Source organism: Streptomyces sp. NPDC046379, assembly GCF_055587785.1.
This window is the reverse complement of the sequence record NZ_JBVJFP010000005.1, coordinates 372515-395323: the sequence shown is the minus strand read 5'-3', so window position 1 is coordinate 395323 and position 22809 is coordinate 372515. Positions and strand designations below refer to the sequence as shown.

Here is a 22809-nt window from a genome sequence, read left to right as displayed (position 1 = left end):
CTGTTCGACGGCTCGGGCACCACCGGCTGGAAGCAGGCCGGCCCCGGCGGGTTCACCCTCGCCGACGGCACCCTCACCTCCCACGGCGGACTCGGGATGCTGTGGTACGCGGCCAAGGAGTTCACCGGCGACTACTCCCTGAAGGTCGACTGGAAGGCCGCCGGCGACGACAACTCCGGCATCGTCATCGGTTTCCCGGCCTCCGACGACCCCTGGTCCGCGTTGAACAACGGCTACGAGATCCAGATCGACGCCACCGACGCCGCCGACCGCACCACCGGCTCGGTCTACGCGGTCAAGTCCGCCGACCTCGCCGTGCGCGACGCGGCGCTCAACCCGCCCGGCGAGTGGAACACCTACGAGATCCGGGTCACCGGCGAACGGCTGGAGGTCTTCCTCAACGGACGCAAGATCAACGACTTCACCAACACCGACCCCGCGCGCAGCCTGCGCCAGGGCCACATCGGCCTCCAGAACCACGGCGACGGCGACGAGGTGGCCTTCCGCAACATCCGCGTCAAGCAGGGCGGCACCCAGCAGCCCGGCCCGCGCACGGGTGAGGTGAAGGGCGTCAACGGCAAGTGCCTGGACGTGGCGGGCGGCAACGGCGCCGACGGCACCGGTGTCCAGCTGTGGGGCTGCTGGGGCGGGACCAACCAGCAGTGGACCCTGGCCGACGACGGCACCCTCCGCAGCCTGGGCAAGTGCCTGGACGTGGACGGCGCCGGCACCGCCGACGGCACCAAGATCCACCTGTGGACCTGCCACGGCGGAGCCAACCAGAAGTGGACACCCCAGCCCGACGGCAGCATCCGCAGCACCCACTCCGGCAAGTGCCTCGACGCATCCGGAGCCACCTGGAACGACGGCACCCCCGTCCACCTGTGGACCTGCCACAACGGCCCCAACCAGAAATGGACCCTGCCATAGCGGTCGAGTGATTCCCGGACAGTTCGCCTCTCACCCCGTGTGACGGCGGCGTGAATGCCGCCGCCCCGGGCGCAGAAGACATCGGCGTGGTCCCCACCGTACGTACGGCGGGACCACGCCGATGCCGTTGCTCCGGAGGTCGCGACGTCGGGCGGGGCCGTACGAACACTTCGGAGAGCGGTTCGACTGCGTTGCGTGCGCCGCTACCCGCTTGCTCATCAGTGACGACCCCGTGATCGGGTGGGAGATGGGCCTGAGTGTCGACGACGACATCGACCGGCTTCAGCCGGGCGAGCTGATCCGCTTCTGCTCCGACGCCGATGTGGGCTGCTTCCCAGATGCCGGCGCGTGGACGGCCTTGACCGCACCGTTTCGCACGTATGCGAACGGCGTGCCGGCACCGCGCCACTCCGAGCGACTGCCCGGCGGGTGCGAGCGGGTAACCGACGAGTCGCAACAAGCCGATCTGGCCACGTTCACGGCACAGTCCGTCCGAGGTCGCGCCCCAACTCGCCCGAGGCGTGACCGGAAGGATTGGCCGAGCCGCTCACGCCGCGGCGGCGAGGGGCGTCCGCCTGGATGATCGATTCCATTGGGGCAGTGGTCATGGGCGGTCAGTTACAGCGCGGTGGTGAGGGAGTCCAAGTCCGGCGTCACAACCGCACTTCGTGCTCCCTCGTCCCCTGCGGGCGGCCGGTCCCCTGAGACGATCATTCGGGTGGCGCGGCGGCTACCGGCCCCCGGTGGGGGGCCGTCGCACCTCGAAGTGGAAGCATCCGTATTCCAGTGCCCTGACATGCACGAGCACCACGGCCGGGTCGCTGAACGCGTCGTCGAAGGCTGCGTCGAAGCCGGTCGTGGCGTCGGCCGGAATCTCCAGAAGACGGCCACCGGCAATATGGCCCTGGGCGTCATAGCGACGCACGGTACGCAGGGCGCCCGGCCGCGCGAAGGGGTAGGTCTCGCCGGGGGTGAACCCGCCGCAGTCATCGGCGTGGATGAAAACGGGACCCTGTTCGTCGTACGCGCCCGGATCTGCGCCCTTCGCGGCGGCCCAGCGACGCAACGGGGCATAGGAGACGAGGGCAATCCGCTCGCCGAGCGCGATGGGGCTCAGGCAGCAGCGCAGCGGCGAGCCCACGTCGTCGTGGGTCGCGGTGTACGGGGCGCAGGGACGGCCCGCGTCATCGGCGACCCGCAGTTGCTCGAGGGCGGCTGCGTCAACGGAAAGCACGGTGTACCTGGTCATGTGCCCATGCTGGATCGACGCACGTGTGGGTGCTGGCAGGAATCGGACGTCATGTTCGTGCATGCCCACGCGGAAGACCCCGCGACAAGGCCGCACCCGCTGAACGCGTGCCGCATACGACGGGCGACCCGCTGTACTTTCTCATCCAGGGTTCGTCGGTCCGTCGCGGCTGTAGCGGGCGGGGGCGACGAGCATGGTGGGCAGCGAGATGAGCAGCGAGAGGCTGCCCGCGGTGTTGATGTCCTCTCCGAACAGCAACACGATCGTCGGAATCAGCAGCTCACCTCCGGCCACGTTCGCGAACTTCACCCGAAAGTGGCAGATTTGACCCTATGCAGGAGAACAGTGATCCCCTACAGTGCCCGTTCCGGGCGTGGAGGGCAGCAGGCCGGGAAACGGGGGAACTGTGGCGCCTGTTTTCGATCACAGGCTGTTCGAGCTTGTACAGAGGCTGGTGCAGCGGCCGGCCAAGGAGGAGTTACCCGAGGAGGTGCCAGGCCGGGACGGCATTCCGGTCCTGGAGCTGCTCGGTGCCCACGCTGCCGAGCTCGGCGCGCAGTTCGGTCATGCGGCGCACGGTGCCAGGCCCCGGTCCGTGCCGTATCAGCGCATCGACGTGGAGGCGCTGTGGACGGAGGTCGTCGAGGAACGCGGCGCCGTCGGTTCGGCGACCTACCTTGAACCTGCATGGCAGAAGGCCGAGCTGTGCCGCCGCACCCTCGTGCTCCTGGGCCAGGAGTTCTCGTCCGACCGTTACGGCAAGGATCAGCGGGTGCGCTTCCGGCGGCTCGGCATGGTGAACTGGCTGCTTCAGACGACTGATTCCATGCAGGAACCGGACGGCCAGCAGGGCCATGTGGTGATCCGGCGGCTGCGGGATCGGGAGCTGGCACGCAGGCGGCTCTTCAGGCTGATGAGCAGCCCGAGCACCGAGGCAGCGCTGACCGGCCAGGTCCGCTGGTGGGCTCAACTGTTCGTGCTGGTCCTCGTCCCGCTGATCTGGTTTCGGCTCTGGCGGTTCATCGGTCAGGAGTACCGATGGCTGCTCAAGCAGCCCTATATGGCGCCCGCAGACCCGGGGACGTTCGTCGGGTTCGCGCTGCGACTGACGCAGCCGCGCTGGGGACGCGAAGACCCCGAACAGATCAGCAAGTTGATGATCAACGCATTCCTCGAGGATCTGCGTGCGGCCCATCGACGGCAGGGCTGGTCGCGCCGTCTGCGTGCAGGGGGACATCGCCGCACGGCCTACTGCACGGCCTGGCTGCAGGGTGCCGCTCACAGCAACGGCGGCCGTGACTTCGTCCGTCTTCTGGCCACGGTACGCAATGACACCGGCGCGTTCGACCCCCTGCTGCTCATCGTGAGCCGCCCGGAAGAAGCCGGGGAACCCGTCCGGGTCCGTGAAGTCTGTGACGATCCGTCTCCCTATGACGCCTGGTGCGAGCGGCTGATCGCAGGGGGACGGGACCGACAGCCGGAGTTCTGGTACCTGCCCGTACGCATTCCGGCCCCGGTCGTCGAAGGTGATGCGGCCCATCAGCTGCAGGCCGATCGCACCGCCCGCGCTGCCCGGTGGCAGGTTCCCAGGCCCCCGCGCTGGACCAGGCGCGCGCTGCGACGCACAGCCGCCCTGGTGCTCGCGTGTGCGGCAGCCCTGGTGGTCGTCGAACGTGTCCTGGACCACCGCGCCGATGAGGAGGCGTGGAAGAAGCAGCACTGCGGGCTGAGTGACAGCGATCCGGACGCCGAGACCGTATGGCGTGAAGAGACGACAGGCGAATGCGTCGGCATCGCCCCGAACGGGTTCGCCTTCGGCTCCCAGGACGGGCGTGTCCGGGAGACTCTCCAGGTCATCGCGGAGCAGAACGACGAGGCCGACCGTATCCATGAGGATGTGCCCGGCCGGCCGGTCATCACCTTGGTTCATCTGTCCGCTCTGCTCAGCGCACCGAGCGGTGACTCGGACAGTGCTTTGGCGTATGCGCGGGAGCAGCTGCAGGGCGCGGCCAGTGCGCAACGCCGGCAGCTCGACATCTCCCGTGGCAATGCGCCCGTTGTGCGGATCTTCCCGGCCAGCGCCGGCTCGGGGATGCGTTTCGGGACCGATGTGGCCCGCAAGATCGAGGAGCTGATGGCGCAGGACTCCACGATTGTCGGCGTAACCGGTCTCGACCAGAGCCGCAGGGCGACGATCGGCACCATCCGCGAGCTCACTCGGGTGGGCTTGCCGATGATCGCCACGACGCTCTCCGCGGACAGCCTGCCAAGCCACTCAGCACTGTATCTCCAGGTATCTCCGCAGAACCGGCGCGAGGCTGCCGTTGCGGCCGCGTACGCGGCCCGCATGGCCGACCAGGAGAGGATCGGGGAACGCAGTGTACGCATCGTGTACTCGCTCGATCCGACCGACGAGTACAGCACCAATCTTCGCGAGGACGCGGCCGAGTCCTTCGGCCGAGCCGATTTCCACGTGACAGAGCAGGGTTAGGTCCCGGAGTCCGCCTCCGGGCCTGTGCCCGAGGGAGCCACGCCCGGCGAGATCGGCAAACGGGCCTGCGGGTACGACGGTCTGGTCTTCTTCACCGGACGGACCGAGGATTTCATCACCGTGGTGGAATCCACCAACACCCGCTGCGGGCGCACCCCGCCCGCCTTCCTCGGGGGCGACGATGTCGCCCGGCTCGGTGCGGATCCCGCTCGGCGGCGCGGGCTGGCCCGAGTGCCCTACGAGTTCCTGGACTTCACCCTCGGTTCCACCGACTGCGAGGGGAACAGCGACCTGTACACGACGATGAAGGAGCTGTTTCCCAAGGAGTGCAGGAGTGCCCCTGACACCTCACTGGACGGCCATGCGGCTCTCGCCTTCGACTCGGTGAACCTGTACCTCACGGCCATTTCGCACCTTCAGGACACCGCACCGGGAGTGCCGCTGACGCCCGCTGCGGTCTGGCACGGCCTGAGCGGTATTCATGGCGATGACGCACTGGACGGGGAAAGCGGAAAGATCGACTTCGGCGGGGTGGTGGACCAGCAGGTCCCCCTCGACAAACTCATCTCGGTCCAGCGCGTGGAGAACGGTGAACGCCCGCGTGAGATGGGTTTCTGCGGCCTTGTCGGCGACCAGGCGCAGGCCGGGTGGTGCCCGCCCTCGGAGAAGCGGCGTCGCCGCGTGTTCCGGCCGACCGTTCCTCCCGGGTGACGTCTGCAGGGCCTCGGCGTTCTTCCTGCAGATCGTGCGGGAGACAGGCACACTGTCAGCCGGTCCGCCCTTGGTAGTGGATCGCGTTCACGATCTCCCTCAGGTCGTAGGCGCCCTGGTGGCCGCTGACCGAGCGGTGCCGGTCCTTCCACACGGTGATCACCGGCTCGATCAACGACCACCGCTCGTCCGATAAGTCGCTCGGGTGCGGCTTGCGTTCACTGACCCGGTCGCATCACCAGATCAACAAGCGCGGAGCGGCAGATTCTGCTCCGCAGCCACACCATCAGGCGACAACAGACCCAGTCAGAAAGTCGTGAAACACGCTAAGAGCGTAATTCACCCGAGCAGGGCGTCCCAAGACGGTTGAAGCCGACGAGGCGCGGCAAGACGACGAAGGGGAAGGACTCGCCATCGGGGGTCTTGAGAGCCGCCACGATGTCATGGTCCGGTGCACCGAATATCTCGAAGTGCTCCACGGTGCAGTGCTCCATCACCTCGCGGATGTACGGATCCGAGAGCCGCCAGTGGGCGCGGATGGCATCGGAGTCGCGGTAGAGCTGGAAGCTGTGCGCCAGCATCCGCTCCTCGTCGATGAAGACCTCGACCATGAGCTGAGGGCCGTGCTCTTGAGCAAATGCCACCGCCTGCGCGATGGCGCGCCGGAAATCGCCGAGGTGACCGTCGGTGATGCGCATGCTATTGCGGAAGAGAATGGTGCTCCCCTTTGTGATCTCCATGCGCCGAGTGTTGCGCCTCAACCAAGGTTGAGGTCAAGGGTGCCGTCCGGCCGGCGGTCCCCGAGTACTGCCGCTGGACGCCGGCCGAGACCGTGCCCTTCTTCAGGAAGCCGCGTCGATGACCAGCGCACCGCCCGGCTCCCCAAGCTTCTCGGTGACGTACTCCTGCACTACGGTCGGCTGACGAGTACCGAGGAGGCCCAACACGTGTGGCAGACCTCCGAGGAACTCGTGGGCGAACGCCTCCGCACCGGCTGAGAGGCGCGGCGCACCCTTTGGCCTCTTCCGGTGCGAACTCGGTTGAAGGAACGGCTTCGGTGGATCAGGGCGCCGAAGGAGTGCCCCGGGCGCGCCGCCTTCCGTGCGCCCGGGGTGGCTTCTATCGGAATGCCTGGAGGTTGCGCGCGACCCACTCGTCGAACGCAAACGGCTGGAGGAGCCGTATCGCGGGGTGTGCGGTCGTGGCTGCGCGACAGGGTGCGTGTTACCGCCGAAGCCCTCGTCGGCACCGTGGAAGATGCCCGCCATGCGGAGTCCGGGCAGGTGGATGGTGGCGGTCTTCCCGTAGCGGGTGGCTTTGCCTCACCGCTTCAGGCAGGAGCTACACCGCTCGACGGTGTTGCCCTGCTTGCAGGTCTCGCGGTCGAAGGCCGGTGGCCTGCCGCCTCGGCTGCCCCGGCCGAGCCGGTGGCTCCGCCGGGGCAGCCAGGACGGGGGTCACTGCTCGGATGCCACGCTGGCGCAGGTGCTCGCGGAAGGCGCGGGAGGAGCACACGCCACCGACGTGAGCGCGTTGGGGAACGGCGCTCCCCCGGCCGGGCCGGTGCTGCGGCCGCCGAGGCATGAACCTCGTCGCTTCGCACGCGATGGGGCATGCCGCCCGGGCCGTACAAGCGTGCCGAGACGCGTCGGTACGTACGGCAGTCAACGCGCGTGAGGCGACGCTGCCCCTCTGTCGTCGAAGAACCACGGGAATCCGTCCGGGGCGTTGACGCCGCGGTACCGGCTCACTATGGTTCCGACGACACTGCGAACAATGTTCGACATCCCGAACAAGCGGGTAGACGGCAACGCCGAGGGCTGTTCGCGGTGCACGCCGGCCTCGGTGTCCCGGCTGCCCGCTGTCCGGGCCGGTCGCGGGGTCGTGGCGGATTCAGCGGAGCGATCGTCGGCCCACGGGCCGTTCCACCTGAACGGAAAGGACGCACCATGCCCCTCTCCCCCACCAGGCGCCGCCTTCTGCAGATCGCCGGAGCCACGGCTGTCGCCTCCGTCGCCGGCGACGTCGTCGGCGGCAGCCCGGCCCAGGCCGCGGTGATCCCGCCCGTCCGGGCAGACATCGGCGCCCTCGCGCATCCGTTCGCCCTCGGCCAGGTCCGCCTGACCGCGAGCCGCTGGCTCGACAACCACAATCGCACCACCGCCTATCTGCGGTTCGTTGACGTGGACCGGCTGTTATACAACTTCCGCCACAACCACCGCCTGTCGACGGCCGGCGCCGCCGCGACCGGCGGCTGGGAGGCTCCGAACTTCCCCTTCCGCAGCCACGTCCAAGGTCACTTCCTCACCGCCTGGGCCCAGTCGTACGCCGCCACCGGAGACACCGTCTGCCGGGACAAGGCGACGTACATGGTCGCCGAACTGGCCAAGTGCCAGGCGAACAACGGCGTCGCCGGATTCGCCCCCGGATATCTCTCCGGCTACCCCGAGTCGGATTTCACCGCCCTGGAAGCACGCACGCTCTCCAACGGCAACGTCCCGTACTACACGATCCACAAGACGCTCACCGGGCTGCTGGACGTCTGGCGCCTCCTCGGCAACATCCAGGCCCGCGACGTGCTGCTGGCCCTGGCCGCATGGGTGGACGCCCGGACCGGCCGCCTGACCTCGGCCCAGATGCAGGCGATGCTGGGCACGGAGTTCGGCGGCATGAGCGCCGTGCTGACCGACCTCTACCAGCAGACCGGCGACGCCCGCTGGCTCGGCGTCGCCCGCCGCTTCGAGCACGCAGCGGTCCTCGACCCCCTGGCCGCGGGGCAGGACCGGCTCAACGGCCTGCACGCCAACACTCAGGTGCCGAAGTGGATCGGAGCCGCCCGCGCGTACAAGGCCACCGGCGCCGCCCGCTACCGCGACATCGCTGCCAACGCCTGGAACATCTGCATCGGCGCCCACACCTACGCCATCGGCGGCAACAGCCAGGCGGAGCACTTCCGTGCCCCCCACGCCATCGCCTCCTATCTGCGCCAGGACACCTGCGAAAGCTGCAACACCTTCAACATGCTCGTCCTCACGCGGGAGTTGTTCGCCCTCGAGCCCAATCGAGCCGCTCTCTTCGACTACTACGAGCAGGCGTGGCTCAACCAGATGATCGGCCAGCAGAATCCGGCCGACCCGCACGGCCACGTCACCTACTTCACCCCGCTCAACCCCGGCGGCCGGCGCGGGGTCGGGCCGGCCTGGGGCGGCGGCACCTGGAGCACCGACTACACCACCTTCTGGTGCTGCCAGGGCACCGGCCTGGAGATGCACACCCGGCTGATGGACTCCATCTACTTCCACGCCGGCACAGCGCTCACGGTGAACCTGTTCGTCCCCTCGGTGCTCACGTGGACCGAGCGAGGCATCACCGTCACGCAGACCACGTCGTACCCGGCGGGCGACACCACCACCCTCCGCGTCACCGGCAACGCCGCCGGCAGCTGGACGATGCGCATCCGCATTCCCGGCTGGACCACCGGCGCCACCGTCAGCGTCAACGGCGTCGTGCAGAACATCGCCACCACACCCGGCAGTTACGCCGTCCTCAACCGCACCTGGACATCCGGCGACACGGTCACCGTCCGTCTGCCCATGCGGATCGTCATGCGCCCGGCCAACGACGACCCGAACATCGCCGCGATCACCTACGGCCCGGTGGTCCTCTCAGGGAACTACGGCAACGCCACGCTCGCTTCACCGCCGGCCCTGGACACGTCCTCGATCAGGCGTACCGGCTCCACCACACTGGCCTTCACCGCCACGGCGTCCGGATCCACCGTGAACCTCGGTCCGTTCCATGACGCCCATGGCCACAACTACACGGTCTACTGGACCATCGGCACGGTGCCCACCGTCCGCCTGGTCAACGCGGCCAGCGGGCTCGTGCTGGGCATCCAGGACATGTCCACCGCCGACGGCGGCCGGGCCCTGCAGTGGACCGACTCCGGCACCGCCGACCACAACTGGGAGATGATCGCCGACGGCGGCGACTTCCGCTTCCGCAACGCGCACAGCGGCAAGGTTCTCGGCGTCCGGGACATGTCCACCGCCGACGACGCGACCGTCCTGCAGTGGACGGACAACGGCACCGCCGACCACCGCTGGACCCTCCTCGACCAGGCCGACGGCACCTACAAGATCCGTAACGTCCACAGCGGCAAGCTGCTCGCCATCGCGGGCGACTCCACCGCCGTGGGCGCGTTCGCGGTCCAGGACTCCGACGACGGCACGGCCGACAACCGATGGCGCGTCGTGCGCAACCAGGGTTGATCCGGGCGGTCCCGGCGGCTTCGGGGAAAGGAGCGCATCCACCGGAGCAGGGCACGAACCGCCGTTCCGCGCGCCGCCGGACCTCCGGGCGTCGTCGGCGCGCGGTGGTCGAATGGGGAGGCGTGCTCTTCGTTCTCACGCACGACCATGACGGTGAACGGCTCAGCGGTGTGTTCAGCGGCCGAGGAGCAACGGAGGAGGCCGGAAGGGCAGGGGCTGCCGGCGTCAGGACCCACAGGCAACGGCACGACCGGGCAACGGCCCGCTCGGCGGCCTCGCTCAGGTCGTGCCGGAGATGCCATCTGCGGACGGAACCTCCGCCATCCGGAAACCCTCACCGAGTCCGAGCAGCTTCCACCCGAGAACGTCCGGGCCCACTGCCCCGAACTGGACGCCCTCACCCGGGGCATGCCCGCTCCTTCCCGACCATGCCGGCCGAGCGCCGGGGCGAGCGCCTGCCGGACCGCCTCGACGCCGTCCGGCAGGACGACTCGCCCAGCCTCCACACCCTCGCCGTCGGCATCGACCGGGACCGCGACGCCGTCATCGCCGGCCCCACCCTGGCCTGGAACTCCGGCGTCGCCGAAGGCCACGTCAACCGGATCAAGACGCTCAAACGCCAGATGTTCGGCCGGGCAGGCTCCGTCCTCCTGCGTGACCGAGTCCGGCTGGTGTGACGGGCCCGGTGGGGTCACCCAGGACTGCGCCATCGGCGTTGCGGCGGGGTCGGTCGGCGGGGTGCGGGACGCCGGCGATCCCCAGTTCCCGGATCTCCTGCCGCAGTACCGGGGTCAGCGCCTGCGCGTAGGACTCCGCCACATGGCTTCCGTCACGGTAGACGAAGGTGTCGCCGACGACCACGGGGCATCGGCCTGCCTGCGGACACAGCCACGGCTTCGGGTCGATGACCGCGGCGCCGGTGCGGAGGGCCGCCCTCTCGCCGGCCTCCCGAAGAGTGGGGGACCTGATCACATCTCGCTGGTCCGCCTCGCAGTTCTCCAGCCGCAGCGGATGCCGCGCCGCGCACTCGACGGCATCGCCCCTCGGCCACGGATTGTCGAGCAGCACGACCACACGGCCGGCGTCACGGGTCAGCCGCCGATAGACGCGTTCGTACCCCGCTGTCCATTCCCGCGGCGGCTCCTCCATCCGGTTCACCGGCGTGGCCTCTTCGGACGAGGAGGCCACGACCAGCATCGGCCGCAGCTCTGTGATCCGTTGCAGCGCTCCCCTCCTCCAGGTGTCGCACGCCTCGTACGCCCTGCCTTTGGAGCGAAGCGTGACGTCGGCGGTCTTGCAGGACGCCTTCGTCAGCGACACCAGCTTCCACCCGTGCTCCCGACTCCACCGGTCGAGCGGGGGAAACCACTGCGCCGCATGGGAGTCGCCGAAGAGGACGACGACCTTCTTCGAAGACCGGTCCCCGTAGACGCACGCGGGCGAGCGTGTGGCGCCGTAGCCGAGGTGACAGCCGTCGCGGTAGACGGCCGATCGCTGCTCCTTGACGTCCGGCAGCGACGGGGACAGATTGGCCGGCAGTGCGGTGCCGGACGTGGCGATGAGGTCGGCGAGCCGGGCGTGGGGGTCCTGCGCCGTCGCCAGGGTCTCGCTCAGCTTCGGGGAGTGGACCGAGGAGCCGATCGCCGGCGGGAAGGACGCCGCGACGAGGCAGACGCACACGACGCTCGCGGACAGACCGAGGCCGAGGGTCACTGCCGCCGTGGGCCTGCGATGCAGCGACGCACGGAAGCGGACCGGGTTCTCCACCAGGTGCAGGGTCGCCCAGGCCAGCAGCAGGGCGGCCGCGCTCAGCTGGAGGGACAGCACAGGAGTGGCCGCCCGGTGCAGAGCCGAGGGACCGAGCATCAGCAGCGGCCAGTGCCACAGGTACCAGCCGTACGAGAGGTCCCCCAACCAGGTGGCGGAACGGAGCGCGAGCAGCCGTGAAACGCCGGACGGAGACGGCCGGCACCCGTCGGCGATCACCAGGACCGTCCCGAGCACGGGCAGAAGTGCGAAGTGGCCGGGGAAGGGCGTGTCGGCGTCGTACAGGACGGCCGAGGCGACGATCGCGGACAGCCCGAGCCACGCCAACGCCGCGGACACGGAACGCGGTACACGCGCCGGCGTCCCGGCGCAGAAGGCCAGCAGGCTTCCGGCCCCCAGTTCCCACAGCCGGGTGTGGGGGCCGAAGTACGCCCAGGACGGCGAGACCGCGGTCGCCCGCACGCTCAGGACGTACGAGACAAGGCACAGCACGCCCAGCGGCAGGACCCTCAGCCACGGGCGCCGCAGCACCTTCCAGCTCACCAGCAGGAGCGCGGGCCACAGCAGGTAGAACTGCTCCTCCACGGACAACGACCAGAAATGCTGGAACGGCGACGGCGTGCCGCCCTCCTGGAGGTAATCGGCTTCGGAGACCGCCAGGTTCAGATTCATGCCGTACAAGGCGCTGGTCAGCGCATCATGCAGGAACTCCTCGTAACGGACCTTCGAGGCGAAGAGCCGGCAGCCCACGAGGGTGGCCAGACAGACCAGGGTCGCCAACGGGAGGATGCGCACCGCGCGTCTGCCGTAGAAGCGCCGCAGGGACAGCGATCCGCACCGCCCGGCCTCCCGCAGCAGGCCGGACGTGATGAGGAAACCGGAGATGACGAAAAAGACGTCGACTCCGACGTAGCCGCCGGCCAGCCGGGGGACTCCGGCGTGCGCGAGCACGACGAGGACGACGGCCAGCCCGCGCAGCCCCTGGATGTCCCGTCGGAACGGAGGCTCCGGCCGGCCGCCGGCACGGGACGCTGCGTGCCCGTGCTCACGAGGTGGGCCCTCCTCGGGCAGACGGTCCGGCCGGTCCGGCGTCGATGCCCGTTTCGGACGGGGGGCCATGGGTGTGCGTGTCACACTCCCAACTGTCCGCAGGCGGGGCGCGGTTACTGTTGCTCGGGTCACATGACGCGACGCGGACGACGCCGGGCACGGGCGTACCTTTTCGGCTCGCCGCGCCGCGACGCGGGCCCACGCGGTGACCTTCACAGGACCGTCCGGACGGGTACGCCCTTCGTATCCCGCCCTTCCAGGACCGCGACCCCAGCCCTGTCATCGTCCGGCTGGTCGGCCGGAACGAGCCGGTGAGCGGCTTGGCCGGCCTGCGTGCCGGCGCATCGGGCTCCTGCGGCTGCATCGGACCTGCGGCCGGAGCCTCGGCCGGGCGTTCGCGAAGCGCCGCGTGGCCACCCGTTGTGCCTCCGCGCCCTCGGCATCCGTTCGTATGACGTACGTCACTGATGCGCTGCCCGTGATGCGGACAGTTACAAGCGTGGAGCATTCACTGCGCGTCCGTGTCCGAGACGGGGACCCCGAGGCCTTCGGGCGACTTTTCGACACCTACGCATCGACGGTCCACCGGCACGCCGTTCGGGTCACGGGCAACTGGTCCACGGCCGAGGACGTGGTGTCGCTGACCTTCCTCGAGGCCTGGCGGCTGCGTGAACGGGTGCGGCCGGAGGGGGACAGCCTGCGCCCCTGGTTGCTCGGAATCGCGACGAACGTCATGCGCAACATGGCGCGGACGGCGCGTCGGCACCAGGGCGCGCTCGCCCGGCTCCCTCCCGCTCCCCCGGTCCCGGACTTCGCCGACGAGGTGACGCAACGGCTGGCCGACCGGGAGGAGCTGGTCGCCGCGCAGCGGGCGCTGAGCGGGATGCGGCGCGCCGAGCGGGAGGTGTTCACGCTGTGCGTCTGGGAGGGTCTCGACACCGCCGAGGTGGCCGAGGCGCTCGGGGTGACCGCCGGCACGGTGCGAGTGCGACTGTCGCGCGCCAGGAGGAGACTGCGCGAGCTCACGGACACGGAGCGCGGACCGGGACCAGCAGCGGCTCGGCGCCCCGTGTCCGGTGACGGGACACGGGAGCGGCACAGCCGAGTGAACCAGTGCACGGAGGAGAGGAATAGATGACCCCGGAGCGACACCACCGGCTCGAGCCCGAGGAGATGGCCGAGCTGCTGCCGGCCCCGGGCGACCCGGTGCTCGGCCCGGAACGGCACCGGGTCCTCAGGCAGCACCTGATGCGGGAGATCGGCAGGAAGAAGCGGAAGGTGAAGCTCCGGCCTTTCCTCGGTCGGCGGCTCGCCGTCTGGGCGGCGCCGCTGGCCCTGGCGGCCACCGTGGCCACGGGGACGGTCGTCGTCGACGGGCTGCGGGACGGGCGTGAGGCCGTGCAGACGCCGGGCCGGTCCGTCACGTCGGTCGGCGATCCCCCGGCGATCACGATGGGCGAGGATCAGTTCCTGTACAAACGCCGTGTGATGTCGAGGGACTACACCCCTTCCGACGCGGACGCGGAGATCGTCCAGCGCGAGGACTGGCATGCCGTGGACGGCGGGCGGGACGGCCGGGCCCTGACAGGGCCGGAGCCCGCGGACACGGACCGTCTTGACCCCAATGCGCCCACGACGGAGCGCATGGCCATTTCCGGCAGTATGGACTACCGGGAACTCCAGGAGCTGCCCGCCGACCCGCAGAAGCTGCTGAAACACGCTTACAGGAAAACGGAAGGGCAGGGGCGGTCACCCGAGGAGGCGGCCCTCGGGTACATATCCACCCTGCTCGAACCGGCGGCCCTGGTCCCCGGCCTCAGCGAGGCGCTCTACCGGGCCGCGCGCCGGATCCCCGGCATCGTCGTCGAGGGCGAGGCCCAGGACCGGATCGGGCGCACGGGCACCGGCCTGTCCCTCCCGCACTCCAGCACGTACGACCGTGCCCTGGTCTTCGACGTGTCGAGCTCTGTCTTCCTCGGCGTCGAGGAGACGACTGCGCTGCTCGAGATCGGCGTCGCCGACCGGGTCGGTGAGCCGCCGGTCGAGTCCTGGAAACTCGGTTCCGGATGACGCCCCCGGTCCGGGAGGACGCCCGTTCCTCGTCCCGGTCGCCGTACCGGTACGGGGGCCGGGGCAGGCCGTTCGCGGGATCCGGTCCGTGCGCGGGCTCCGGGCAGTCGGGACCGCTGAGGCAGGACGTGGGGCCATGACCTCGAATCCCGGGCACGGGTTGTGCGATCGGTGCCGACGTGGTCGAAGTCGTCGGGACGCTCGCCCACCTTCGCCCGCCTGAAGGGGGGTTGAGGTCGTCATTTCGGTGCCCTGCCTCGATCCCAGCAGCACCCGCCCGCCGGGGCGCACGGCGAGCTGGGCACGGTAGCCGTCCCACTCTGACTCAGCCGCCACCCGGCCGGCAGAGTGGGGCACAGGGGAGTTGGACGGCTACGGCGTGGTCCGGCAGGCGGGGCAGGACGTGGGCGGCCGTAGACCCCGCCCTGCCGTGAGCCGCGGGAATCAGGTTGGCTTGCGCCACACGGAAATATGCTTCGCCGAGTCCTGGGTGAACGGCGCCCCGCCCCAGTCCGCGACGCGACGTTCCAGTTCAAGCCCCGCGATCCGTGCCATCAGGTCGAGTTCCGCCGGCCAGGCATACCGGTGTCGGGAGTTGCCGCGACGGTAGCGGCCGTCGTCACCGTCGCGGGTGAAGTGGTGCGAGACGAGTATCTGTTCAACCAGGTCGAAGGTGTCGAAACCGAGATGCTGCTCAGAGACGTCGAACGGCACCGCGACCTGGCCGGGCGGCAGGAAACGCAGCGGCGGCACGCCCAGCTCGATGACGAATCGGCCGCCGGGCTCCAGATGACGTGCGGCGTTGCGGAAGCATTCGACCTGTTCATCCTGCGTGAGCAGGTTGGTGATGGTGTTGTAGACGAGATAGACCAGGGTGAACTCGCCGGGGACGACGGTGGTGGCCATGTCCCCGATGACCACCGGGAGTGCGTCCTCGTCGATCTTGCGCCGCAGCACCGCTGCCATGTGCTCGGACAGTTCGATGCCCACCACCGGCACGCCGCGTTCCCGGAGCGGGACGCCTACTCGTCCGGTTCCGATGGCGAACTCCAGTGCCCGGCCATCTCCGGCCAGCTCGGCGAGGAAGGCGAGAGTCGGTCCGAGAACGGCGGCCGAGGACATCTCGGTCTCCTCGGCGTCATAGCGGTCGGCGGTCGCACGGCTCCACAGCTCACTGCTCGTCACAAGCGGCAACTGTGCCGGGCGCCAAGGGGCGCTGTCGACCCATTTACCTTGTACCGGCGGGCGGTACGGTCGTCCTCCCGGCGCAGCATGCACTCGCAACGCCCCTGGCAGTTGAAGTAGTAATTACTTCCGGATGCGCGTTGGGCCGAATGGGGGTGTACTGGGAACTGTGATCGTCCCGAAGTAAAAGCCCTCATACGGTACGGAAAGCACTTCACCCCTTTCGACGAGAGGTGATCTGTGCGCTGCGCCCGGAGGATCTCATGAGCAAAAAATCCTTCAGTACGAAGACTCGACGAAATCTTCGTTGCCTTTTCTCCGGAGGGGTGGCGACTGCCGCTGTCGTCACGGGCTCTCTCGCCTTGGCACCGTCCGCTCACGCACAATACGGCCCGTATACCTGCGTGTTCGGCCTTGTGTGGCGTGAGGCTGTGCCAGGGGATCGTGTCTGCGTAACTCCGCAGTGGCGCACCAAGACATGGAACGAGAATGCTCTTGGCCCCTCGCGGGTGCAGCCCGGCGGAGGGCCCTACGGTCCGGACACCTGCAAGCAAGGATTCGTGTGGCGTGAAACTCGGCCCTCGGACCATGTGTGCGTTCCCCCGCTGAGCCGCACCCAGAACCAGCAGGCCAACAGGAACGCAGTGTCGGGGTATGCCCATCCCGAGCAGCTCCCGAGCAACGGCATCTCCGCTTACTGGAAATCGGACAACCAGCTGGTAGCGACTCCCCCGAACTTCTCCTTCTACAGTTGGGAGCCGGCCCGGGGAGCCAACTACAGGCCCATTGGCAGCGGGACCATCATCTTCGGCGAGAGGTGGCTGACTGATCGAGGCTGCCGGAAGTCCGAATCTCGAACGATGTATGTGCTCGCCGTCAACGAGACAACGGGTGTCGTCAGCAACGCCGGTAAGGTGGCAGTGCCCCTCTGCCTCTACCCGTGAGTTGCCCGGGCTGCACCCAACCGCGCCGGCCGCCACACAACACCCTTCGCCGGGTGGTGGCGGCCCGGACGTCGCGGACGGGCCCGGCGCGGTGGCCTGCCCCGGCACTGCCGTCAGGGCCACGGACTACGTCATCGGAACTCGTTCGTCGCTGTCCTGGGACGGGCGCGTCGTCCTGGACGCAGATCCTGGATGCGGTCCGCCTCGGCCCGGCCTACGACGCCACCGCGGTGACTGCCGCCCAGCCCCGCGAATTCGGTGAACTGCTCATCGCAGCAGGACAACGGCGCCGGGCTGGCCGGACATCGTCATCGTGACTGGATGCGGCGAACGCGGATTCGGGCGAGGGCGGGGACGACGAGAGCTGGGGAGAACGTCGCGGGGGTGGCCCGGGCCGGCCACCCGGTCGCGGCGGTGATCAGGGTGTTGGGAACGGGAGACGCGTAGGAGACGATTCCCGAACCGGTGATCTGTGTGGCGCAGAGGGCGGCAGGGCGGCGGCTTGGCCGCGACCGGTCCCCTGTTCCGGTCGCTGCCTCGCCGTCGCGGACGTTCAGGTCGGTCACGAGCCGCAGCAGCCGCCCGCCGGGGCCTGGTCGGCGGCCGCCCCCGTCGTGGCGGGCGCGCCGAGCCGGACGAGTTGCGAGGTGGGCGCACAGCAGCCGCCGTCTGCTTCCTGGGCCTCGGGGGCGTCGAACAGGCCGGCGCCGCCGCAGACTCCGGTCTCGGGCAGGGTGAGTTCGACGCGGTCCGCGGACTCGATGTCACCGGCGATCGCGGCGGCGACGGAGCGGACTTGCTCGTACCCGGTCATCGCCAGAAAGGTGGGGGCGCGACCGTAGGACTTCATCCCGACCAGGTAGACGCCGGTTTCCGGGTGGGAGAGCTCGCGGTGGCCGTGAGGGTAGACGGTTCCGCAGGAGTGCTGGTTGGGGTCGATCAGCGGAGCGAGCGCAACCGGCGCCTGGAGGCGCTCGTCGAGGCCCAGGCGCAGCTCGTCGAGGAAGGACAGGTCGGGGCGGAAGCCGGTCAGGACGATCACCTCGTCGACCGGATCCAGGCGGCGGCCGTCCTCGCCGACCAGGCTGAGGCGGCCGTCGTCCGCCTGCTCGATCGCCTCGGTGCGGAAGCCGGTGACCGCGTCCGCGTGGCCCTCGTCGACGGCGGCCTTCGCCGCCAGGCCCAGGGCACCGCGTGCCGGGAGCTGGTCGGCTTCGCCACCGCCGAAGGTGGCACCGGAGATGCCCCTGCGCAGGATCCACACGCCCTTCGTGTCCGTGCCGTCGACGGACTTGGCGAGGTCGGCCAAGTAGGCGAGGGCGGTGAAGGCAGAGGCGCCGGAGCCGATCACGGCGGTGCGCTTGCCCGCGTACCGAGCCCGCACGGCCGGGTCCTTCAGGTCTGGGACACGGTAGGTGATCCGATCCCCGGCGGCCTTCTCACCGAGGGCCGGCAGGCCGCTGCCGCCGGCCGGGGACGGCGTGGCCCAGGTGCCGGAGGCATCGATGACCGCGCGGGCGAAGACGCGCTCCTCACGGCCGTCGCCATCGGCGATGTGGACGACGAACGGCTGCTTCTCGCGGTCGGCGTCCACGATCCGGTCCCGGCCCGCGCGGGAGACACCGGTGACGGTGGCGCCGGTGCGGACCCGCTCGCCGAGGACGGCGGCGAGCGGCTGAAGGTACTGCTCCGCCCAGTCTCCGCCGGAGGGGTACGTCGCCGGGTCGGGCCGGCTCCAGCCGGTGGGGGCCAGCAGCTTCTCGGCGGCCGGGTCGACGACCTCGCCCCAGGTGGAGAACAGCCGTACGTGACTCCACTCGCGGACGGCCGCGCCCGCACTGTCGCCCGCTTCCAGGACGAGGGTCTCGATGCCGCGTCCGGTCAGGTGGGCGGCGGCGGCCAGTCCCGTGGGGCCGGCTCCGATCACGACGACGGGGAGCTGCTGGGTGCTCATGGTGTCGGTCTCCTTGAGGGCGAGGGGGGTCAGTGCGGGTGGGCGAGGGCGGTCACCTGGTTGCGCGGGCGGCGTTCGGCCGCTCGGGCAGCATGGTCGCCGGCCCGGGCGCGGCTGTCGCAGAAGCTGACGCCGACCAGGTGGCGGGGGCGGTGCGGCGGGCCCGGGCCGGTGAAGTCAGGGCTCGACAAGCGGCGGTCACGACACCCCCTTGTTTCGATGTCTGTCTATATCGCGGAGCTTGCCAGTCATATCGACAGCTGTCAACATAGAGGCATGTCGAAGTCGAAGGCTGTGGAGTTGCCCGTCCTGCAGGACGGCGACGCGGTGCCGTGCTGCCCGCCGATCACGGCCGGAGAGCTGTCCCCGGCGGATGCGGAGCGGATGGCGGCCATGTTCAAGGCGCTGTCGGATCCCGTGCGGCTGAGGTTGTTCTCCAGGATCGCCTCGCATCCGGGCGGGGAGGCGTGTGTCTGCGACATCGCCGATGTCGGCGTCTCCCAGCCGACCGTCTCCCACCACCTGAAGAAACTGCGCGAGGCCGGTCTGCTGACTTCGGAGCGGCGCGGCACCTGGGTCTACTACCGGGTCGCTCCGTCCGTGGTGGCTGCCATGTCCGCCATGCTCGACCTGCGCGTCTGACCGCTGCCCCGGGGCGGGGTCGCTGTGGTCGTCGTCAACTGCGAGGTCGGGCTCTCGACCTGGTCCGGCCGCGCGGCAAGAGCACGGATCCGTTCGATCGTGAGATCCGCCGCCGAAGCGGCGAACAAAGGCTGCTCATCCCCTCATAGCTGGTAGCCGTAAACCGCACTCGGTTGGAGGCCGTGGAACCGTGAGGCGCCAGCCCTCGCAGCCACTTCCCGCTTCGCGGCCTCGCCGCCGAGGTGACGTACCGCCGCCTCCGGCAGCAGATCACGATGTCGTACCGGACTACCCGCCGCCCGCCAACGACGCGACCAGGCGTGTCATGGCGGGGCGCGGGTCGGGGGTGCCGGGCCAGGCGGTCATCAGAAGGTGGTGGGCGGTGCCGACGATCGCGAGAGCCGTGGTGGCCGGGTCGACCGTCTCGGGCACTCTGCCCAGTTCCTGCTCGGCCTTCAGATAGCCGGTGACGGCTTCCTGGATGGCGGTGAATCCCGGCGCCCCGCCTTCCATGGCCTCGCGGACACGCGACGCGGCGGCGGGGCGGGTCATGGCCAGGCCCGAGAGGGCGGGGCCGCCGGAGTCGAACAGCGCCATGACGACGGCGTCGAGGTTCCGCGCCACCTCGCCCTGCCCGGCGAGGCCCGTCAGCGCCCGCGCCTTGGCCGCTGTCCGGGCGAACCGGTCGAGGCAGAGCTCGGCCACGAACTCGTCGAGCCCTGCGAAGTGCGCGTGCAGCAGCCCCTTGGCGCAGCCCGCCTCCGTGGTGACGGACCGGCTGGTGAGGGCCCCGGGTCCGTCCCTCTCCACGACCCGCTCGGCGGCCGCGAACAGCCGCTCACGGACGTCGGGCGTCGCCACTCCGCGCGGTGACATAGGCATTCTCTCCCGTTCCCACACCGTCACCCACCAAGGACGGACTCCTGGGAGGGTACTGGCGATTGCCTGTTTGGGCGCACGCCCATACAGTTTGGGCGCACGCCCATTCCACTTCGCTCCCTCGCAGGAGGCGCCCGTGTCCATCGTCAACACCGAGCAGGCACAGGCATGGAACGGCCCCGAAGGCGCTCACTGGGCACGCCATCAGGACCGCTGGAACGCCGTGAACCAGGGGTTCAACGAGCCCTTGCTCGACGCCGCCGGAATCGCCGGCGCCCATCGGACCCTCGACCTGGGGTGCGGCTCCGGGCAGACGACCCGCCTCGCCGCACTCCGGGCACCCCGAGGAAGCGCGCTGGGCCTCGACCTGTCCCGGCCCATGCTGGACGGGGCACGAGCGCGCGCCGAACAGGAGGGCATCACCAACGTCACCTTCACCGAGGGCGACGCGCAGGCGCACCCCTTCGAGGCCGGCACGTTCGACGCGGCGATCAGCCGCTACGGAGTGATGTTCTACGGCGACCCCGTGGCGGCCTTCGGCAACATCGGCCGCGCGCTGCGACCGGGCGGGCGCCTGGCGTTCATCTGCCCGGCCGACGCCTCGCTCAACGAGTGGGTGACCGCGATGGCGTCCCTGCGCGGCCTGCTGCCGGTCGGCGACTTCGGGAGGACGGGGCAGCCCGGTATGTTCTCCCTGGCCGACCCGGACCACGTCCGCGGCGTCCTGACCGCGGCGGGCTTCACCGGCGTCGCCATCACCCGGACGCAGGCGTACGGGGTGTGGGGAAGCGGAGCCGAGGACGCGGCGCGGTTCCTGCTGGAGACGGGCCCCGGCCGTCACCTGATGGAACAGGCCGACCGCACCGCACGGGACCGCGCCCGCCACACCCTGACCGGGCACCTGCGCTGCCACGAGGCCGCGGACGGCACGGTCCGACTGCTCAGCACATCATGGCTGGTCACCGCGGACCGCCCCTGAGACCGGTCAACGCGCGCGCTCAGGTCCCGGCCGGATCAGGGGTCCTCGTCGACGCGCAAGGGTGACGCACCCCCTACCTCGCTGAGGCGATTGCGGCGTCGGTCCGCCTCCCTCGGCTCGGCTTGGAGCGGGGCCGGCCTGCGACGGGGGAGGTTGGCTCCGGCAAGGTGCGAGTCGTCATGTCCGGTGGTCAGGCGCTTGGGTCGCTCTCGGCGCTGGGGCCCGGAACAAGCAGCGACGCAAGGGAAGGCCGCTGGACACGCCGTTTTGTGCGGGTGCGCGGACACCTTCGCATGGCTTTTGAGGCGTGGTCGGCGGATGCGGCAGGCAATCCGCTGACCAAGTCGAATAGGCTACTTCGTGGCCCCGACCAGCATGGGACACCAGGGGAAGCGACATCCCAGAGGGCGGAAGGAGGTCCGGACATGGCAGAGACCGCCTCCCGGCCGTCCGCGTCGGCGGGACTCGAAGCTGCTCTCCGGTCGCTGGGCGCCGCCGCCCCCGCGCCGCGCGAGCGGTGGGACGATCACGGTTGGGTGGCGGAGTGGGACGGTGACGTCCACGGTCACGACGTCTATGTCCTCGTCATGGGCGCCCGCAACCATTCTGAGAGCGTGCGGCTCATGCTGGACGACTTCACGTTCGAGGACGTGCGCACGCAGCATGCAGGGGAACTGGTGCGCAAGGCGCTCACCGGCGACGCCAGGGTGACCCGCAGTCGACTGCTGCTGTCGAGGCAGCTTGTCCTGGACGTCCGGGCCGGCTCGGCGCGGTACTCGGCGAGCGTGAGCGGTGATTCCTTGGATGATCTGCCCGACTGGGCCAGGCCCTTGGCTGTGCCGTAGAGGAACGCCGACTCCGGATGGTCCGTGACGGCACCCGCGCATCTCGCCCAGCCGGGCCGAATCTTCATGGCGCTTTGGCTCTCTGGCATCCGGCCCGCCGGGGCCATGTCGGTCGGCCGAACGGGTCGATCTCAGCGTGCCCTCCGGTCTCCGCGTTAGTTCCGTGCAGGCGCTGGATACCCAACGCGGTGGCGAGGCACCGGCCGCACGGTCGGCGCCGCGCTGAGACAGCACAGACAGCAAAGACGGAGGCGGCGGTTCATGCCCAAGGTTCAGCAGCCCGTGACCGACGACAGCATCAAGGTGCGTCAGGTCAACCACTACCAGTTCAGCTGGGTCGCCGGGGAACCGGGCCGGCGCGGCACATTCACCCTGCAGTTGGTCCTCGACGAGGGCGCCTGGGAAGAGGTCCTCACCGTGGACGCCGAGGACGCCGATGTGCTGCAGGACCTGCTGGAGAACACCAAGACCGTCCACTACGACGTCTCCCGGCGCACGCTCATGTTCGGCGTCACCTCCACCGGCAACTGACCCCCCTGCGAGCCCCGACAGAAGCACCGGTCTTTCGGGGCTCGCAGCGGTGCCTCACAGACTCCGACGCCGCGCCATCGACTCCCGCCGGCCCGGTCTGCCGCACGTTCACAGGCGACTTCCGGCATGCCGGTCGAGGAGGTGCGGACCGATCCGGTTGGGCGTGGTGCTCGACTCGGCCAGGGAGATGACCCGGGTGCCTGTGGGAGCCGGTGTTAGATGCCGGACCGTCCGGTGCCGGGGCGGGGCGGCGACGCCCAAGGCGGTGATTCTCCGTTTGTCCGGCCGTGCACAGCTGTACGCGGACCAAG

General features: G+C 69.8%; 19 protein-coding genes and 4 pseudogenes. 13 read left to right on the top strand and 10 right to left on the bottom strand.

The annotated features are described in order from the left end of the window. The coding region (locus tag ACZ6KF_RS12625; protein WP_469238430.1) for a lectin at positions 1-930 on the top strand (930 nt) is incomplete at its 5' end. Between the two features lie 121 nt (positions 931-1051). Next, positions 1052-1513: a DUF4241 domain-containing protein gene (locus ACZ6KF_RS12620; protein WP_469157581.1), complete on the top strand. Its 462-nt coding sequence runs from the start codon at positions 1052-1054 to the stop codon at positions 1511-1513. Between the two features lie 147 nt (positions 1514-1660). On the opposite strand, the gene ACZ6KF_RS12615 is transcribed toward ACZ6KF_RS12620, so the two are convergent. Both ACZ6KF_RS12615 and ACZ6KF_RS12610 read right to left on the bottom strand, forming a co-directional pair. Beyond that, positions 1661-2179 (bottom strand): DUF1203 domain-containing protein, encoded by a 519-nt coding sequence (locus ACZ6KF_RS12615; protein WP_469157582.1) that lies wholly within the window; start codon positions 2177-2179, stop codon positions 1661-1663. Positions 2180-2320: 141 nt separating this feature from the next. Continuing rightward, a complete protein-coding gene (locus ACZ6KF_RS12610; RefSeq protein WP_356627970.1) occupies positions 2321-2473 on the bottom strand; it encodes a hypothetical protein in 153 nt (50 codons plus the stop codon). Positions 2474-2585: 112 nt separating this feature from the next. Here ACZ6KF_RS12610 and ACZ6KF_RS12605 point away from each other — a divergent pair, with 112 nt between their 5' ends. After that, entirely contained in the window at positions 2586-4670 is a 2085-nt protein-coding gene (locus ACZ6KF_RS12605; protein ID WP_469238429.1) for a hypothetical protein, read from the top strand. A gap of 24 nt (positions 4671-4694) precedes the next feature. Continuing rightward, positions 4695-5381, top strand: a complete 687-nt coding sequence (locus ACZ6KF_RS12600; protein WP_469238428.1) for a hypothetical protein — start codon at positions 4695-4697, stop codon at positions 5379-5381. Between the two features lie 58 nt (positions 5382-5439). On the opposite strand, the pseudogene ACZ6KF_RS12595 reads toward ACZ6KF_RS12600, so the two are convergent. The 3 genes and pseudogenes from ACZ6KF_RS12595 to ACZ6KF_RS12585 all read right to left on the bottom strand — a co-directional run. After that, positions 5440-5607, bottom strand: a pseudogene (locus ACZ6KF_RS12595) (transposase); the annotation flags it as partial. A gap of 100 nt (positions 5608-5707) precedes the next feature. Then, on the bottom strand, positions 5708-6121 hold the full coding sequence (locus ACZ6KF_RS12590) for a hypothetical protein (RefSeq protein WP_469238427.1): 414 nt from the start codon (positions 6119-6121) through the stop codon (positions 5708-5710). 46 nt (positions 6122-6167) lie between these two features. Further along, positions 6168-6292: pseudogene (locus ACZ6KF_RS12585) on the bottom strand (IS701 family transposase); the annotation flags it as partial. Between the two features lie 1038 nt (positions 6293-7330). On the opposite strand from ACZ6KF_RS12585, the gene ACZ6KF_RS12580 reads away from it, so the two are divergent. Next, positions 7331-9652, top strand: a complete 2322-nt coding sequence (locus ACZ6KF_RS12580; protein WP_469238426.1) for a beta-L-arabinofuranosidase domain-containing protein — start codon at positions 7331-7333, stop codon at positions 9650-9652. A 428-nt stretch (positions 9653-10080) separates the two neighbouring features. Beyond that, positions 10081-10329 carry a hypothetical protein gene (locus ACZ6KF_RS12575; protein ID WP_469238437.1) on the top strand — a complete coding sequence of 83 codons (249 nt, stop codon included), beginning with the start codon at positions 10081-10083 and terminating at the stop codon, positions 10327-10329. A gap of 112 nt (positions 10330-10441) precedes the next feature. On the opposite strand, the pseudogene ACZ6KF_RS12570 reads toward ACZ6KF_RS12575, so the two are convergent. Beyond that, positions 10442-12538, bottom strand: a pseudogene (locus ACZ6KF_RS12570) (acyltransferase family protein); the annotation flags it as partial. Between the two features lie 430 nt (positions 12539-12968). Here ACZ6KF_RS12570 and ACZ6KF_RS12565 point away from each other — a divergent pair. Both ACZ6KF_RS12565 and ACZ6KF_RS12560 read left to right on the top strand, forming a co-directional pair. After that, complete coding sequence (locus ACZ6KF_RS12565; RefSeq protein ID WP_469157585.1) at positions 12969-13607, top strand: RNA polymerase sigma factor; 639 nt, start codon at positions 12969-12971, stop codon at positions 13605-13607. After that, the gene (locus ACZ6KF_RS12560) at positions 13604-14539 is read left to right on the top strand and encodes a CU044_5270 family protein (RefSeq protein WP_356627977.1); all 936 of its coding nucleotides are present in this window, start codon (positions 13604-13606) and stop codon (positions 14537-14539) included. Before ACZ6KF_RS12565 ends, ACZ6KF_RS12560 begins: the two co-directional genes overlap by 4 nt. Positions 14540-14983: 444 nt before the next feature. On the opposite strand, the gene ACZ6KF_RS12555 is transcribed toward ACZ6KF_RS12560, so the two are convergent. After that, the gene (locus tag ACZ6KF_RS12555; RefSeq protein ID WP_469157586.1) at positions 14984-15724 is read right to left on the bottom strand and encodes a class I SAM-dependent DNA methyltransferase; all 741 of its coding nucleotides are present in this window, start codon (positions 15722-15724) and stop codon (positions 14984-14986) included. Positions 15725-16809: 1085 nt separating this feature from the next. Here ACZ6KF_RS12555 and ACZ6KF_RS12550 point away from each other — a divergent pair. Then, a pseudogene (locus ACZ6KF_RS12550) lies at positions 16810-16996 on the top strand (NF041680 family putative transposase); the annotation flags it as partial. A 234-nt stretch (positions 16997-17230) separates the two neighbouring features. On the opposite strand, the gene ACZ6KF_RS12545 reads toward ACZ6KF_RS12550, so the two are convergent. Then, positions 17231-18622 (bottom strand): NAD(P)-binding domain-containing protein, encoded by a 1392-nt coding sequence (locus tag ACZ6KF_RS12545; RefSeq protein WP_469238425.1) that lies wholly within the window; start codon positions 18620-18622, stop codon positions 17231-17233. Between the two features lie 29 nt (positions 18623-18651). After that, positions 18652-18813 carry a hypothetical protein gene (locus ACZ6KF_RS12540; RefSeq protein ID WP_469238424.1) on the bottom strand — a complete coding sequence of 54 codons (162 nt, stop codon included), beginning with the start codon at positions 18811-18813 and terminating at the stop codon, positions 18652-18654. 85 nt (positions 18814-18898) lie between these two features. On the opposite strand from ACZ6KF_RS12540, the gene ACZ6KF_RS12535 reads away from it, so the two are divergent. Continuing rightward, positions 18899-19264 (top strand): ArsR/SmtB family transcription factor, encoded by a 366-nt coding sequence (locus ACZ6KF_RS12535; protein WP_356627981.1) that lies wholly within the window; start codon positions 18899-18901, stop codon positions 19262-19264. 288 nt (positions 19265-19552) lie between these two features. Here the strand turns inward: ACZ6KF_RS12535 and ACZ6KF_RS12530 are convergent, their stop codons facing one another. Then, positions 19553-20140 (bottom strand): TetR family transcriptional regulator, encoded by a 588-nt coding sequence (locus ACZ6KF_RS12530; RefSeq protein WP_469157590.1) that lies wholly within the window; start codon positions 20138-20140, stop codon positions 19553-19555. A gap of 139 nt (positions 20141-20279) precedes the next feature. Between ACZ6KF_RS12530 and ACZ6KF_RS12525 the strand changes: the two genes are divergently transcribed. From ACZ6KF_RS12525 to ACZ6KF_RS12515, 3 genes are all read left to right on the top strand, one after another. Next, positions 20280-21122 carry a class I SAM-dependent methyltransferase gene (locus tag ACZ6KF_RS12525; RefSeq protein WP_469174670.1) on the top strand — a complete coding sequence of 281 codons (843 nt, stop codon included), beginning with the start codon at positions 20280-20282 and terminating at the stop codon, positions 21120-21122. Positions 21123-21547: 425 nt separating this feature from the next. Further along, positions 21548-21967 (top strand): hypothetical protein, encoded by a 420-nt coding sequence (locus tag ACZ6KF_RS12520; RefSeq protein WP_469238423.1) that lies wholly within the window; start codon positions 21548-21550, stop codon positions 21965-21967. A gap of 261 nt (positions 21968-22228) precedes the next feature. Beyond that, a complete protein-coding gene (locus ACZ6KF_RS12515) occupies positions 22229-22498 on the top strand; it encodes a hypothetical protein (protein ID WP_356627985.1) in 270 nt (89 codons plus the stop codon). Positions 22499-22809 lie beyond the last annotated feature (311 nt).